Below are 13,405 nucleotides of genomic sequence, written 5' to 3'. Positions count from 1 at the left end.
CAATCCTATCCCGCGCGCTTCAGGCCCGCATCTGTTAGCGAACCGACCACAGCTGCCAAACCCATGGCATTTGAACCTTTGACCAGCAATGCATCCCCGGCGCATAATTGAGTTTTCAACAGCTTTTCTGCTTCCAGCGCGTCCGCGACATGCACCGCCTTGGTTGCATGATCCGGATCCGCGGCAATGGTGTCCGCCAGGATTTTCATTTCATCGCCGACCAAAATAGCAAGATCGACCTGCGCCGCACGGAGCGGCACGGCGAGTTCGGCATGATAGGTATCGCTGGCCGCACCCAGTTCCTTCATTGCACCTAGTAGCACGATCCGCCGGTCAGCGGCCTCTGCGCCCAGTGCGGCAATGGTCACGCCCATCGACGCCGGGTTGGCATTATAGCTTTCGTCAATGACAAGTGCCGTGCCGCCTTCAATTGCGATTTTGTGCCGTGCACCGCGCCCTGCCATGCCGGGAAGTTCTGCCAATGCAAGGCCCGCCGCAGCCATATCGCCGCCGACTGCCTGCACCGCCGCCAGAACGGCAAGTGAATTGAGAACCCAGTGCTCACCCGCCTCTGCTACTGTATAGCAAAGATTGGCGTTACGGATTTTCGCGGTTACGAGTGTGCCACCACCTATCGCGGGCACCATATCTATTGCGCGCGCATCTGCATCAGCATGCAGGCCAAATGTGACGACTTCGCCAGCATGCTTTTCCGCAGCCTTGCGCAGACGTTCATAATGCGGACTGTCGTGCGGGATAATGGCAGTGCCGCCTTCTTCAAACCCTTCAAAAATCTCTGCTTTCGCGTCCGCAATTTCCTCTTCGCCCGAAAAGTGGCCGATATGTGCGGGGGCAATGGTCGTGACTATCGCGACATGCGGCCGCACCAGCTTCGTCAACTGAGACAGTTCGCCTTTATGGTTCATGCCCATTTCGAAAATGCCGAAGCTGGTGTCAGCGGGCATACGTGACAGGCTGAGCGGGACTCCCACATGGTTGTTATAGCTCTTAACTGAACGGTGCGCTTTGCCGTGCGAGGAACGGTTGAGCGCAGCAAAAAGGGCTTCTTTCGTGCCAGTCTTGCCTGCAGAGCCCGTCACGCCGATAATTTTGGCATTAACACGCGTCCGCGCGGCTTTGGCCAGATCATCCAGCGCTTTCGTGCTGTCCGCCACACGGATATGCGGGTGCACGCAATCCTGCTCACTCACTGCGCCATTGGCACCATTTTCAAAAGCTTTGTCCAGATAGAGATGCCCATCGCTCTGTTCACCTTTCAGCGCCAAAAACAGATCGCCTTCGCTCACTTCGCGTGAATCAAATTCCACACCGGTTACATCAAAATCCATGCTGGCCTTTCCATTTATCGCTTTTTCAATGTCGGATGATTTCCATAGAGTCATTGCGCGTCATCCTTATCAGAGCGGGATGCAGCACCACTCCGCGCAATCTCCATCAAGCCGCGCAACGGGAGCGTCAAAAGGCCCAGCGCAGTAGTTGCACGGCGCACACGGCCCTTTCTGATTTCCGAACCTTTTGGATAGGACGCGTAAAAATTATATTCCATCATGCCGCACACTCCCGCGCTACTTCCACGTCATCAAACGGGAGCACACGGTCTCCCACAATCTGTCCCTGCTCGTGCCCCTTGCCCGCCAGCAAAATGATATCATCGCCTTGCGCCAAAGCGATGGCATGCGCAATCGCCGTGCGGCGATCAGCAATTTCCTCTCCATTGGTAACCGCCGCCATGATTTCGGCGCGTATGGCCGCCGGATCTTCACTGCGCGGATTATCATCAGTGACAATCACGACATCGGACATTTCACTGGCAATCTTGCCCATTTCGGGCCGCTTGCCAGTATCACGGTCGCCGCCAGCCCCAAATAATGTGATGAGCCGCCCTTTCACATGTGGACGCAGCGCCTCAATGGCGGATTTGAGTGCATCGGGCGTATGTGCATAATCGACATAAACAGGCGCGCCTGATTTACAGATAACCGCACGTTCGAGCCGCCCGCGCACCGGCTGCAGGCGGCCAACATGGTCGAAAACCTCATCTGCCCTGCCGCCTGTTGCCAGTGCCAGTCCTGCCGAAGTCAGCGCATTGGCGGCCTGATACGCGCCGATAAGCGGCAATGTGATACGCCGCGTTTGTTCCTCGTGCTCAACCATCAGGACCTGGCCCAATTGTGTCGGCGTACGCGACAAAAGCTGGATAGTGTCGCCTTTTTCGCCAACCGTAAGCAGCTTCAGTCCATGATCTTTGACAATATCAATAACCTTGTCCGACCATGCATCATCGGCCCAGATGACCACGCTGCCATTATCCTCTACCACTTCACGAAACAGCCGCATTTTTGCGTTGAAATAACTGTCCATATCGCCGTGATAATCGAGGTGATCACGGCTCAGATTGGTGAAACCAGCGGCATGTACCGGCAGGCCTTCGGTACGATATTGCGACAGGCCATGGCTTGACGCTTCAAATATCGCATGGGTCACGCCTTCGCGCGCCAATCCAGTCATATTTGACAGGAAAGTGACAATATCTGGCGTGGTGAGGCCCGTGTAATTTTGGTCCTTGGACGTGGTGATGCCCAATGTACCGATGGATGCCGCTACATTGCCGTCCATGTGCCAGAGCTGCCGTGTCATTTCCGCGCAACTGGTCTTGCCATTGGTACCTGTAATCGCAGCGGTCATTTTCGGAACTGGTGTGAAAAAGCGTGCAGCCAGCTGTGCAAACGTACGGCGCGGTTCTTTCGAAGCAATATGCACCGCGCCTTCTACAGTAGCTTCCGGGCGTGCGATAATGGCAATTGCACCGCTCGTTACAGCCGCCTCTATAAAATCTTCGCCGTTGAATTTTGCACCCTGAAATGCGCCAAATACTGTGCCCGGTGCAACTTTCCTATGGTCAATGGCGAAACCGGTGACAATGCGTTCGGCATCATCGCCAATGGCCAGCGATGACAGGCTCGACAGTTTCATCAGCTTTCCCCTTTTGGCCGCCAGAGCAGCGGGGTAAGCTCAGACACATCGACATCGCGGCTTTCATCAGGCACAACGCCCAGCATCGGCCCGATACGCGGCACGAGGCGCTTTACAACCGGTGCGGCAGTCCAGCCTGCCGTGCGCTGGCCAAATGTCTCGGCAATACCCTTAGGTTCATCGAGCATGGTGATGACCACATATTTTGGATCGTCCATCGGGAACGCTGCCGCAAAAGTCGATACCAGAGAGCTTTTGCTGTAACCGCCACCTTTGGGCTTTTCGGCAGAGCCTGTTTTGCCGCCAATCCGGAAACCAGGTGCATCCGCCTTGCGACCCGTGCCGTCGGACACGATCATACGCAGCAGCTGCCGTATCCGAGCGCTGGTCGACGCCTTGAACACACGGCGGCCCGGATCGGCTTTGTCAGGACCCACTTTCTCCAGAGTAGCGGGACGCCAGATACCGCCATTTACCAGCGCAGCATAAGCGCTCGCCAAATGCATGGGTGTAACAGCGATGCCATGCCCATAGGACACGGTCATGTTTGTGACACGGCCCCAGTTTTGCGGCCAGAGCGGGCGGCCTGCTTCAACCAGTTCAATTTCCGGACGATCATCGAAATCCAATTTGCGGAACATTTCCTCCATCCGCTCCTTGCCCAGATTGTCCGCCAGGCGCGCCGTCACAATGTTCGAGCTGTGCACGAGCGCTTCAGGAACATTGAGATAGCGCCCCTGCGCGTGGTCATCCTTGATCCGGAAACGACCGACTTTGAGAGGTTCAGTTGCATTATAGCGTGTGGCGAGATTGGTCACGGTCCCAGCGTCCAACGCGGCCGCTACTGTAAGCGGCTTGAATGTAGAACCAAGCTCATACACGCTATAGGTCACGTCATTGACCTGATGGCGCAACGCAGTCGCATCAATCTTGTTGGGGTTGAATTCAGGCAGCGAGGCCATCGCCAGCACTTCACCAGTATGCACATCCAGCACAACACCGGTCGCGCCGCGTGCCGAGTGTTTTTTCATGGTTGCGCCCAACTCGCTTTCCAGCGCGGCCTGCACGCGGATGTCAATGGAAAGCGCCGCTGGCTCAGCCAGCTTGGCAGGATCTACAAGGCGTTCTTCCAGTGCTTTTTCCATGCCCATAACGCCCTTGCGGTCAGCATCGACATAACCCAGTACATGCGCGGCCAATCCATGCTGCGGATAGAAGCGCTCATCCTCACGCGGGAATTCAAAGCCGACTTCGCCGAGCGCATGCACTTTATTGGCATCCTCTGGCACAAGACGGCGACGCAGATAGCTGGGCCGATCCTTTTTCATTGCCTTTAGGAAGGTCGAAGCAGGTGTATCCGGAAAAATCTCGGCCAGTTGCATAGCCAGCTTATTCTTGTCCCCCAGTATCTTTTCGGGAATGACACGCAATGCACGCATTTTCATATTGCGCGCCAGCGGAACGCCATTGCGGTCCACAAGGTCAGCCCGCACCGGAATGACATCGGTGGAAACCAAGCTACGCTGAACCTGCCCTTCGAAAGCACCATAATAAAATAGCCGCAGCAGCAATGTTGTGATCGCCAAGGCGAAAAGGCCCAAAACGACAATCAGCCGCACTTGCGCGACCAATGTGACTTTCTGTTTGATGTTGGCGAGGCGGGGGCGTCCGCCATTCCCGACCAGCGCCGTCATTCACTAGTCTCCTTTTCAAGAGGAGAAGGTTTTTGCGTCAGCAGGTTGATATCCATCTTCGCGGCAAACTGCTCGCGCCGCTGCGTCGCCTTTTGCGCTTCAGTAAGCGGCTCTGCTTTTGGCGCCTCGGCCTGGATGACCTCAGCCAGATCCCTGCCCACCACATCGTTCGTATCCGATGCGGTGGGCGTATCGGCCACAACCGGCGCAGAATCGATATCTACACCGTCCCCAAAAGGAGAGCCGATAATGCCCGCGGGGCTAACGCCATCAAGCGTCAGCGATGCGACCCGGACGGGCTTTTTGATATTCTCATGCCCCTGCCCCAGATTGGCAAGCGCGCGCTCGCCATCCAGATATTGCGCCGCAGTGGGCGCGACATATCCATAATCCAGCATGTTCCACTGCTCGAGCTGTTGCATGCTGGCGCGGGTGGCAAATTCGGTTTCAAGGTAGCGCATTTCCTTTTTCACACGCACTATCTCTCGTTCGGTCTGGCGCAGGTCACTGCGCAGCGCCCCCACACTAAGCGAAAGCGGATAAAGTGAAATGAGCACAATGGCGACCAGCGCAACCCAGCCAAGGTTTTTCAGGCGTTTCACTGCAAGTATCATGCTGCCATCCTTTCACTGTCATTTGGCTGTCCATCCCACGGCGCAGCGTCACTGCGCACCGCCCAACGCAAGGTTGCTGAACGTGCACGGGGGTTGCGTGCGCATTCACCCTTGTCGGCGCGAATAGCCTTGGAAGGTTTTTCAAATGTCGGCGCAGGACCAGCGTCCGCCATGACCGGCATATGCCGCGACTGATTACCGGTGGAGCCGCTGCGCATGCGCAGGAACCGCTTGACGATGCGATCTTCAAGGCTGTGGAAACTCACCACAACCAACCGGCCACCAGGACGCAGCATACGCTCAGCCGCCTCCAGCCCCTGTTTCAGTTCATCCAGCTCCTGGTTGATATGAATACGAATGGCCTGAAATGTCCGGGTGGCAGGATCCTTGGGTGCGCCAGGGCGATGTCCGAGCGCTTTGCGCACGACATTTGCCAGCTCGCTCGTGCGGCCAAGCGGACGTGCAGCGACAATTGCTCTTGCCACACGCCGTGATTTACGTTCTTCGCCATAGAGATAAATAATGTCGGCAATTTCGCTTTCGTCAGCTTCATTCACGAAATCCGCCGCGCTCATGCCATCCTGTGCCATGCGCATATCGAGCGGTCCATCTGACTGAAACGAAAAGCCCCGCTCGGCCTGGTCAAGCTGCATAGATGATACGCCAATATCAAATACGATGCCATCAACCTGCTCAACACCTGCTTCCTCAAGCACAGTGTCAAGGCAGGCAAACCGGTGCGGGTGGAGCACCAGTTTGCCGTCTCGTGAAGCGGCCAAAGCCGCGCCGTTCGTTATTGCATCAGGGTCACGGTCAAATGCGTGCACCAATGCACCATGATCCAGCATAGCCAGCGTATAACCGCCTGCACCGAAAGTCGCGTCAACATGACGCTCGCCAGGGGTGATGGCGAGAGCGTCAAGCACTTCTTCAAGCAAGACGGGAATATGCGGAGCATCTGTTTTAGGCATGTGCGTCATTTTTTCTTCTTCCCGCCTCCGGAAGACTGGCCAGCGAGAAACTCACGCACATTCATCATCGGTCCCGCATACGTTTTCTCATCCTGCTGCAGGAAAATTTCGGGATTCCAGATGGTGATGGTTTTCATGCTGCCAAGGAAAACGGCCGTTTCGTCAATATTGGCAAGCTTGCGCAGCAGCGGCGGGAAGGTGAATCGGCCGCTGGCATCAAAGCTTACTTCTTCGATCATCGAACCCATATTGATTTCAGCGGCGTCACGGTCAAAATCGAGGCCCTGCGCAATCGCGCGCGCTTCTGCCTTGTCAATCTCCGCCTCCATAAAGCCGATATAACTCTCGCCAAATGCCGTCAGGCAGGGCTTATTGGGGTGCTGAGAAAGAAAAAGATAACGGCCGCCGCTGCTTTCAGTGACAATCTTGCGGAAACTCGCAGGCAGCACAAAACGGTCTTTTTCCCCGCGTACGGAGAAACTCGTGCCCGTATAATTATGCTTCCTTTGCTGCACTTACCAGATCCACCCCGAATACAGGCGAACTTCCCCGACCGGAAAAGCGCAGAAACACGCTTCCGGCACGCCCGTCTGGCATGCGGAAATATTCACCCCTTATTTAAGTTAGGGGTATCAAGTTATGGTGCGGGATAAAAGGGGAAAATCTGTGAAACTACGTTCTGAAATTTTAACACATTGTTTTACAACAAAATTTATTTTCCCCGTTTAAAGGGTTTTACAGTTAGATTTGTACGTTCGCATAATGTTCTATATGTTTCAGGTGCTTGCTGGAAATTCCTGCGACTGTTTTTATAGGGAAACAGGCGAATCATGGGAATCCCAAAAATAGGCAGTATTAAAATTCAGGCCGGCTGGCTGTCCTATTTGCTCTTGTCTGCGTCCATCTGCACTTCCTGCAGCAACTGTGCGACAAAAGCACCATTGTCGGATCGAGCCATCAGCTCGTTATCAAGCATATCAGCATCAGCAACCAAAATAACCCTGCCCTTGCCGATATCGCAGCGTGCCATCACAGCGAGAGAACCGACCTGACAATCGGCAATTGTGATATCCTGCTTGGCACGGCGGACATAGCCACCGACATCGACTGCAAGTATCTTATGGGGTCCGGCTTCCAGGGTGATCGGGCCCGTACCCTTCACTTCATCAAATACGAAATCGAGACCCCAGCGCTTAAAAAGTGGGGTCATCAGCGAAACAGCCTGTGGGCGGCGCTTGTCTCCAATTGGATAACGGCTTTCCATGCGAAGCATCGGATCCGCGAAGATCAATGCCCTGCCCCCGGAACGCACCCAGCCATCAACTGCCACCAGCTCTTCAGGCGTCAACGGACGCGGCTGCGCCAGCAGCAATACGTCAGGATTGGATACTGCCAATTGATAGCCACCCTCAACCAGGCTGTCGGTAGGTGTTACGTCATAATCCTGGGATAACTGGGTATAAAAAGGATGCTGCGTGGTATCGCCAGACAGCATTTCTTCCATACTTTGCGCCTCGCCCCATATGAGCGGCAGGCTGGTCATTAGCATGAGACTGGATTTGGCACCGCCATTCGTGGCAGGTGCGCCGCGTACAGACATATGGTTATATAGCCCGGCCAGCAACGCTATGCCCGCCAGTATAGCCAATATCCAGATTGCCCTGACACGCATTAGAGTGTCAGCCACCCGTTATTGCGGGTCATTGGCTATATCCGATTTCGGTTCCAGGTCGGGAACCAATTGGCCACTTGGGATAGCTTCCTCCTTGGAAGCTTCCTGCTCCTCTTCGCTCGCGGGCAGGTCAGGCACCACGCCCAGTTCGGCAAGCGGTTCGGTATTGCCATCATCCTGCGCAACCGGATTGGGTTCTGTCGCCGTTCCGCCATCGCTGACCGCAGTTTCAAACGGTTCCTCATTGCTGGCCCGGTTCAACAGCATGGATGCACCACCTGTCAGGACAGTTACAATCACAAGCCCTGCGATACCGATGCGCAACCTGTGCATCGCCTGTCCTTTGGGTTCACTGTCACCTTGTATATTAATAGCCATATCAATCCTTAGAGCTATCTAGAGCCATGGCAGCACGGGCAGGTTTTTCGACTTGAGCCAGTCTGCATTATAAAGTGTCGACAGATAACGAAATCCCGTATCGCACAATATCGTGGCAATGCGCTTGCCGGGGCCCAGCTGCTTTGCCAGTGCCACTGCCCCTGCAACATTTATACCCGATGACAGGCCCAGACACAAACCTTCCTCAGATAGCATGCGGCGGACCCATTCCAGGCCTTCCTCATCACTAATGCGGAACTGTGTATCTATCGGTGCACCTTCCAGGTTGGCGGTTATGCGCCCTTGTCCTATGCCCTCTGCAACGGAAGAACCTTCCGATTTCAATTCCCCATTGGCAAAATATTCATACAGAGCCGCGCCATGCGGGTCGGTCAGCGCTATCGTTACTTTTTCGTCTTTTTCTTTCAAACCAAGTCCGACACCCGCAATCGTACCACCTGTGCCCGCTGCACAGGTAAAACCGTCAACCTTCCCGTCGAGCTGGGTCCAGATTTCCTGCGCAGTTGTTTCAATATGCGCTTTGCGATTGGCTATATTGTCAAACTGATTGGCCCAGACAGCTCCATCGGTTTCCTCGGCGAGACGGCGTGAGGTATGTACGAAATGTCCAGGATTGGCATAGGGAGCCGCCGGTACAGTTACCAGTTCCGCGCCCAGCGCGCGCAATGTATCCATTTTCTCTTTCGACTGCGTTTCCGGCATGACAATAACGGTTTTATACCCCAAAGCATTCGCCACCAGCGCCAAGCCAATACCAGTATTTCCTGCCGTCCCTTCAACAATCGTCCCGCCGGGCTTGAGAAGGCCGCGCGCTTCTGCATCGCGCACGATGTACAGCGCGGCCCGGTCTTTTACCGAAGCGCCCGGATTGATATATTCGCATTTGCCGTAAATGTCACAGCCAGTTTCCTCACTGGGCCCTTTCAGGCGCACCAGCGGCGTATTCCCGATCAGGTCCAATGTATTTGATATCATATTCATGGCATCAAGATAGGCGCCGCACGCAGCAGCGGCAAGCTATCATCTCTTTGGACGGACCAAAGTTCAGCTTTCTGCACCAGCCACCCAGCGCTCAAATACTGCTATTTCCTCATCGTCCATATGCAGTCCGCATTTGGTACGCCGCCACAATATATCTTCGGCATGACGCGCCCATTCATGGGCCATCAGGTAGCGCGCTTCGGCTTCGTACAGGCCCGCACCAAAATATTGACCCAGCTGCCCCGCCGATGTGCAATTGCCAATCACCGCATGCAGCCGCGTGCCATAACAATGCGCCATACGTTCGAGATGCGCCGGGTTCATCCATGGATAACCCGTTTGTACCTCAGCAAAAAATGCATCAAAGTCGGCGTTCGGAATATGCCCACCGGGCAAATGTGCCTCCGATGTCCATGGTTCACCGCCATCGTCCAGATAGACACCCAGTTTCTGCATCGCATGTTCGGCAAGGCGGCGGCAAGTCGTGATCTTGCCGCCAAAAATTGAGAGCAACGGCGCGCCCTCGCCATCTGTCTCGCTGTCACGCGTGTTGAGATCGAACACATAATCACGCGTCACGGTCGAGGCATTGTCGCTCTTGTCATCATAAAGCGGCCGTACCCCGGCATAGGTCCATACTATATCACCGCGCGTGACTGGCTGTTTGAAATATTCGCTCGCCACGTCGCACAGATAGTCAGTTTCTGCTTCGGAGATTTTAACTTCTCCGTCCGAGAGTTTGTATGGCGCATCGGTAGTGCCGATCAGTGTAAAGTCATTCTCATAGGGAATGGCGAACACGATCCGCTCATCGGCATTCTGGAACATGTAGAGATGGTCACCATCATACAGCTTGCGCGTGACGATGTGACTACCCTTCACCAGGCGCAGGTTCTGTCGTCCGTCGCCTGGAAGTGCGCGGTCCAGTATATTGTCCACCATCATCCCTGCCGCATTGACGGCGATGCGGGCACGGATTGTTTGCGCTGTTCCGCCTGGCTGCATCAGTGTTGCCGTCCAAAGTCCTTCCTCACGGTGCAGCGCGGTGCATTCGGTCCGGGTCCGGATCTGCGCACCTTTTGCATGCGCATCAAGCGCATTGAGCGCCACCAGCCGCGCATCATCGGCCCAGCAATCGGAAAACTCAAAACCTTTGGTGAGCCGGTTCTGCAATATCCCAGCATGGGGCGCTTTGGACAGTTTGACTGTTTTTGTGCCCGGCAGGATTTTGCGCGTACCCAGGTGGTCATAGATAAACAGACCGAGCCTGAGCAGCCAGGCAGGACGCAGCCCCTTGTCATGTGGCAGCACGATACGCAGCGGCCAAATGATATGCGGCGCAGACTTGAGTAATATCTCACGCTCCTGCAGTGCTTCGCGCACCAGCCGGAATTCCATATGCTCCAGATAGCGAAGTCCCCCATGCACCAGCTTACTGCTTGCCGAGCTGGTTTCCCCTGCCAGATCGCCTTTTTCGCATAGCAGCACGGAAAGCCCGCGCCCCGCCGCATCGCGTGCGATCGCTGCGCCATTAATGCCACCGCCAATAATCAGCAGGTCGTAAATTTTATCTGTCATATCATTCCCGTAATGCACGTATCGCCGCGCCTGCTGCAAACGGCGCAATGGCAACAAGCACCAGTGACGCCGCCGCTAGCAAGAGCAACCCGTTTTCACCGTCCGGGAGCACGCTTCCCGCTCCGAAAATCAGCATTGGCACGGCAAGCGGCAACAGCATCAGCCCGCCCAGCGCAGATCCGCCCTTCAGCCCCGCAGTCAGCGCCGCAATCATCACGCCCAAAGCCGCCAGGCCAGGTGTCCCAAGCGCCAGCCCGGCCTCCACAGTGCGCAGCTGCGCTGCATCCAGCCCAAGCAAGCCCGCAGCGATTATGGTCGCGAGCATAAGCGGCGGCCCGAAAGACAGCCAGTGCGCGACAATCTTGGCCAGCATAATCCATTCTTCTGAAAGTCCGCGCACTGCCCACTGGTCGAAAAACCCGTGCTCAACGTCAGGCTGAACTAACCGGTCAAGCGGCAGTATCGCCGCCAGCAATGCCGCAACCCATATCACACCGCCACCCGTGCGCGCCAAAAGCTGCGCATCCGAACCCACGGCAAAGGGATAGATGGCTGCCACCGCCAGAAAGAATATGACCGGCAATATGAAACCGCCACGCCGCGTCCCGGCTTTTGCTCCCTGTGAGCCGCCAAAGCCATAAGCATGGGAAAGGTCACGCCAGATCAATATGCCAAGCAGCTTCATCATGGCCGGAAATCCTCAAGCGGAAGCTGGATCGGATGGGCCAGCGGCAATGGCTGATGCGACGCGGCGATTATGATGCCGCCACCATCCAGATGCGCCTGCATGAGCGTGCCCAGCCGCTCCACTGAAGCAGTGTCGAGCCCGTTGGCAGGCTCATCAAGCAACCAGATGTCCGCGCCGCTCACCATCACCCGCGCCAGTGCCGCGCGTTTGCGCTGCCCCGTTGAGAAATAACGTACGGGTACATCGGCAAGGTCCGGCATATCAACGGCCTCAAGTGCTGACGCAATTTTCATTTTATCCGCACCATCAATCTGCGCCCAGAAGCCCAGTGCGTGTTCCAGTGTCCAATGCGTGTCGAGCGCCAGGCGTTCATCGCTAAGCGCCAGTGGCCCAGCCGTATGCACAGCCCCTGCATAGGGCCTCAGCAGGCCAGCCAGAAGCCGCATCAGGCTGGATTTACCCGTGCCATTTGCGCCCGTAACATGCAGCGCGCTTCCCGCTTCACAGGTAAAATTCAGGTCGCGAAAAAGTAGCTTTTCGCCGCGTACACAGGCAAGGTTTTCGGCCGCAATATGCGCGCCGCCGCTGCTTTCGCCCTTGGCAAGTGAAGACAAATTCCCCATGTCTGTGACGCATAGGCCGAAACATGTCGGCGCGACAAGACAAGACAGCATGGCGGAGAAATTTAATGGTCACAAAACTTGACGATGCAGCACGCAAGGCGGCCTTTGCCGAACTGCCTGATTGGACGCATGAACCTAACCGTGACGGCATTACCCGTACGTTTGAATTTGACGATTTCGTGAACGCTTTCGGCTTTATGTCATCCGTCGCGCTGCTGGCTGAAAAAGCCGATCATCATCCCGAATGGTCGAACGTCTATAACCGGGTCGAAATACTGCTTACCACCCATGATGCCGATGGCCTGTCACAGCGTGACATTGACCTGGCCCGGCAGATTGAGGCGTTGGTTTAGGGCGTATCGCTTTCCACCACATCTTCAAGCCCGCTTGCCAGTCCTGCAGCGCGTTTGCGTAACAATTTGGGGAACCAGCGCGCCATGAATGCAAGCTGTTTTGCGGTTTTGTTGACAGTCGTGTGCAATTTTTTACCATGTACCGCATCCCATGCTGCCTGACCGATAATTTCGACCGGGCTGACTTCAATGCCCACCGATTCCAGTTTTTCCTTGCCTGTCTGGTTGCTGCCATTCGGCACTGCGCTCAGGATATTGGTGTCAATAAAGCCGGGCATCAGCGAGCGCACCTTGATGTCAAATGGCTCCCATTCAATATCCCATGCCTCGGTCATGCCGCGCACCGCGAATTTCGTGCCGCTATAAACGCTCAGCCCTGCCGAACCGTAAATACCCGCTGCCGATGCGGTGTTGAGCAGGCATGATCCGGGCGTCGCCTCAAGCATTTTGAAACAGGCTTGCGCACCGCTCACCACGCCAGTGAAGTTGACCGCGATCATTTTATCGATTTCTGCCGGCTCCATATCCTGAATCGGGCCACCGCTACCAATACCGGCATTGTTGAACATGACATCCATACGTCCGTTCGTGGCGGCACCAAATTCCTCCACCGCACGCGCCCACTGGTCCCGGTCAGTAACGTCGAGCAGATGCCGTGAACTCATGCCATCCGGTAGCATGGCCGCGGTTTCCGCTATGCCCGCTGCATTGATATCGGCAATCCCGACAAACCAATCCTTGTCCGCAAAATAGCGCGCCACTTCGCGGCCCAGCCCTGATGCGCCCCCGGTGATAAAGATGGTTTTTGTAATGGACATCGGCATGCTCTCATTTTGTT

15 protein-coding genes are annotated in these 13,405 nt (G+C 55.7%); 1 reads left to right on the top strand and 14 read right to left on the bottom strand.

Annotation, left to right across the window (positions count from 1 at the left end):
- Positions 1 to 5: 5 nt before the first annotated feature.
- The 13 genes from murF to ccmA all read right to left on the bottom strand — a co-directional run bounded on the left by murF (position 6) and on the right by ccmA (position 12,214).
- Entirely contained in the window at positions 6 to 1,403 is a 1,398-nt protein-coding gene (gene murF, locus G6Q15_RS04905; protein WP_164116265.1) for a UDP-N-acetylmuramoyl-tripeptide--D-alanyl-D-alanine ligase, read from the bottom strand.
- Positions 1,400 to 1,570: a hypothetical protein gene (locus G6Q15_RS04900; protein ID WP_164116263.1), complete on the bottom strand. Its 171-nt coding sequence runs from the start codon at positions 1,568 to 1,570 to the stop codon at positions 1,400 to 1,402. Before G6Q15_RS04900 ends, murF begins: the two co-directional genes overlap by 4 nt.
- Entirely contained in the window at positions 1,567 to 2,994 is a 1,428-nt protein-coding gene (locus G6Q15_RS04895; protein ID WP_164116261.1) for a UDP-N-acetylmuramoyl-L-alanyl-D-glutamate--2,6-diaminopimelate ligase, read from the bottom strand. The genes G6Q15_RS04900 and G6Q15_RS04895 overlap by 4 nt, the downstream gene beginning before the upstream one ends.
- Positions 2,994 to 4,688 carry a penicillin-binding protein 2 gene (locus G6Q15_RS04890; RefSeq protein WP_164116259.1) on the bottom strand — a complete coding sequence of 565 codons (1,695 nt, stop codon included), beginning with the start codon at positions 4,686 to 4,688 and terminating at the stop codon, positions 2,994 to 2,996. Before G6Q15_RS04890 ends, G6Q15_RS04895 begins: the two co-directional genes overlap by 1 nt.
- On the bottom strand, positions 4,685 to 5,302 hold the full coding sequence (locus G6Q15_RS04885; protein WP_164116257.1) for a hypothetical protein: 618 nt from the start codon (positions 5,300 to 5,302) through the stop codon (positions 4,685 to 4,687). The genes G6Q15_RS04890 and G6Q15_RS04885 overlap by 4 nt, the downstream gene beginning before the upstream one ends.
- The gene (gene rsmH / locus G6Q15_RS04880; RefSeq protein WP_164116255.1) at positions 5,299 to 6,282 is read right to left on the bottom strand and encodes a 16S rRNA (cytosine(1402)-N(4))-methyltransferase RsmH; all 984 of its coding nucleotides are present in this window, start codon (positions 6,280 to 6,282) and stop codon (positions 5,299 to 5,301) included. Before rsmH ends, G6Q15_RS04885 begins: the two co-directional genes overlap by 4 nt.
- On the bottom strand, positions 6,279 to 6,788 hold the full coding sequence (locus G6Q15_RS04875; protein WP_164116253.1) for a division/cell wall cluster transcriptional repressor MraZ: 510 nt from the start codon (positions 6,786 to 6,788) through the stop codon (positions 6,279 to 6,281). The genes rsmH and G6Q15_RS04875 overlap by 4 nt, the downstream gene beginning before the upstream one ends.
- 365 nt (positions 6,789 to 7,153) lie before the next feature.
- Complete coding sequence (locus G6Q15_RS04870; RefSeq protein WP_205518087.1) at positions 7,154 to 7,960, bottom strand: DUF4350 domain-containing protein; 807 nt, start codon at positions 7,958 to 7,960, stop codon at positions 7,154 to 7,156.
- A 3-nt stretch (positions 7,961 to 7,963) separates the two neighbouring features.
- Positions 7,964 to 8,323: a hypothetical protein gene (locus G6Q15_RS04865; protein WP_164116249.1), complete on the bottom strand. Its 360-nt coding sequence runs from the start codon at positions 8,321 to 8,323 to the stop codon at positions 7,964 to 7,966.
- A gap of 18 nt (positions 8,324 to 8,341) precedes the next feature.
- Entirely contained in the window at positions 8,342 to 9,325 is a 984-nt protein-coding gene (locus G6Q15_RS04860) for a cysteine synthase A (protein WP_164116247.1), read from the bottom strand.
- 63 nt (positions 9,326 to 9,388) lie between these two features.
- Positions 9,389 to 10,903 (bottom strand): glycerol-3-phosphate dehydrogenase, encoded by a 1,515-nt coding sequence (glpD, locus tag G6Q15_RS04855; protein WP_164116245.1) that lies wholly within the window; start codon positions 10,901 to 10,903, stop codon positions 9,389 to 9,391.
- Position 10,904: 1 nt separating this feature from the next.
- Positions 10,905 to 11,588: a heme exporter protein CcmB gene (locus G6Q15_RS04850; RefSeq protein WP_164116523.1), complete on the bottom strand. Its 684-nt coding sequence runs from the start codon at positions 11,586 to 11,588 to the stop codon at positions 10,905 to 10,907.
- Positions 11,588 to 12,214 (bottom strand): heme ABC exporter ATP-binding protein CcmA, encoded by a 627-nt coding sequence (gene ccmA / locus G6Q15_RS04845; RefSeq protein ID WP_164116244.1) that lies wholly within the window; start codon positions 12,212 to 12,214, stop codon positions 11,588 to 11,590. The genes G6Q15_RS04850 and ccmA overlap by 1 nt, the downstream gene beginning before the upstream one ends.
- Before the next feature lie 65 nt (positions 12,215 to 12,279).
- Between ccmA and G6Q15_RS04840 the strand changes: the two genes are divergently transcribed.
- Positions 12,280 to 12,567 carry a 4a-hydroxytetrahydrobiopterin dehydratase gene (locus G6Q15_RS04840; protein ID WP_164116242.1) on the top strand — a complete coding sequence of 96 codons (288 nt, stop codon included), beginning with the start codon at positions 12,280 to 12,282 and terminating at the stop codon, positions 12,565 to 12,567.
- Here the strand turns inward: G6Q15_RS04840 and G6Q15_RS04835 are convergent.
- Complete coding sequence (locus tag G6Q15_RS04835; RefSeq protein WP_164116240.1) at positions 12,564 to 13,385, bottom strand: SDR family oxidoreductase; 822 nt, start codon at positions 13,383 to 13,385, stop codon at positions 12,564 to 12,566. The genes G6Q15_RS04840 and G6Q15_RS04835 overlap by 4 nt on opposite strands.
- Positions 13,386 to 13,405 lie beyond the last annotated feature (20 nt).

Origin of the sequence: Sphingorhabdus sp. Alg239-R122 (assembly GCF_900537065.1) — a bacterium.
GTDB lineage: Bacteria > Pseudomonadota > Alphaproteobacteria > Sphingomonadales > Sphingomonadaceae > Alg239-R122.
This window is presented reverse-complemented; position numbering and strand designations above follow the sequence as displayed.

Bases quoted from the DNA above. Each gene is read 5' to 3' on its own strand.
- rsmH (WP_164116255.1), bottom strand. From the start codon at position 6,282: ATGACGCACATGCCTAAAACAGATGCTCCGCATATTCCCGTCTTGCTT.
- G6Q15_RS04835 (WP_164116240.1), bottom strand. From the start codon at position 13,385: ATGTCCATTACAAAAACCATCTTTATCACCGGGGGCGCATCAGGGCTG.
- murF (WP_164116265.1), bottom strand. From the start codon at position 1,403: ATGACTCTATGGAAATCATCCGACATTGAAAAAGCGATAAATGGAAAG.
- G6Q15_RS04850 (WP_164116523.1), bottom strand. From the start codon at position 11,588: ATGAAGCTGCTTGGCATATTGATCTGGCGTGACCTTTCCCATGCTTAT.
- G6Q15_RS04885 (WP_164116257.1), bottom strand. From the start codon at position 5,302: ATGATACTTGCAGTGAAACGCCTGAAAAACCTTGGCTGGGTTGCGCTG.
- G6Q15_RS04900 (WP_164116263.1), bottom strand. From the start codon at position 1,570: ATGATGGAATATAATTTTTACGCGTCCTATCCAAAAGGTTCGGAAATC.
- glpD (WP_164116245.1), bottom strand. From the start codon at position 10,903: ATGACAGATAAAATTTACGACCTGCTGATTATTGGCGGTGGCATTAAT.
- G6Q15_RS04860 (WP_164116247.1), bottom strand. From the start codon at position 9,325: ATGAATATGATATCAAATACATTGGACCTGATCGGGAATACGCCGCTG.
- G6Q15_RS04895 (WP_164116261.1), bottom strand. From the start codon at position 2,994: ATGAAACTGTCGAGCCTGTCATCGCTGGCCATTGGCGATGATGCCGAA.
- G6Q15_RS04840 (WP_164116242.1), top strand. From the start codon at position 12,280: ATGGTCACAAAACTTGACGATGCAGCACGCAAGGCGGCCTTTGCCGAA.
- G6Q15_RS04890 (WP_164116259.1), bottom strand. From the start codon at position 4,688: ATGACGGCGCTGGTCGGGAATGGCGGACGCCCCCGCCTCGCCAACATC.
- G6Q15_RS04865 (WP_164116249.1), bottom strand. From the start codon at position 8,323: ATGGCTATTAATATACAAGGTGACAGTGAACCCAAAGGACAGGCGATG.
- ccmA (WP_164116244.1), bottom strand. From the start codon at position 12,214: ATGGGGAATTTGTCTTCACTTGCCAAGGGCGAAAGCAGCGGCGGCGCG.